The sequence below is a fragment of the Halosimplex yunnanense genome, from assembly GCF_054504345.1.
Map to the genome: position 1 here is coordinate 1 of NZ_JBTJEL010000003.1, position 672 is coordinate 672.

General features: G+C 44.0%; 1 pseudogene. It reads right to left on the bottom strand.

Annotation, left to right across the window (positions count from 1 at the left end):
- Nucleotides 1-353: 353 nt before the first annotated feature.
- Nucleotides 354-672 (bottom strand): annotated as a pseudogene (locus AB2U09_RS00015) (hypothetical protein); the annotation flags it as partial.

Genomic DNA, 672 nt, shown 5'->3' on the forward strand with positions numbered 1-672 from the left:
AAGCTTGCACAAACGAACGTCTCACTTAATCTTCTGTACTCTGAAGAGGAGTGGGAAATACCAAGAAAAACATCAAACTCGAATGATTTTCCCAAACCCCTACCACAAGATATTCATCAGCTGCGAGATAGGCTGATCAGGAGCAAGCTCGTACGAGAAGAAACAAAATGACAAAAAAAATCCTATACTATATAGGTTACAAATAAAAAAGTATCAAAAATGAAGCCTGCATCTCTCAGGCAAATGGCATTCTGACATCCTCTTGATTAGAATCTAGCAAGACCGGTCTTCTCGTAAGTGCCCAACTTGAACTGAGGAACAGTCATGTCTAAGGCGAATTAATTCGCGGCCGCTTACAGTTTGCGATATTTACCGCGGCCCTTGAACTCGATGATCTCTTTGTCGCGCAGAATCTGCAGCTGCTGGCGGATCTTCTCTTTAATGTGATTATTTTTCACAAAAATATTTTTCAGATCGCTTTCAAAGCGGTACATGTCCTCCAGGGTAAACTCGCTGCCTTCGATTTTATCAATACAATTCAGGATTTCAATGGTCCAACCGCGGCTGCTCAGGCTACTTTTGCGCAGAAACAGGCCCTGCTTAAACTCCTTGGTCACTTTCTCCGGGTCGCGAACCTGGCCATCCTGCACCAGGAAAATGCGACCTTTGCTC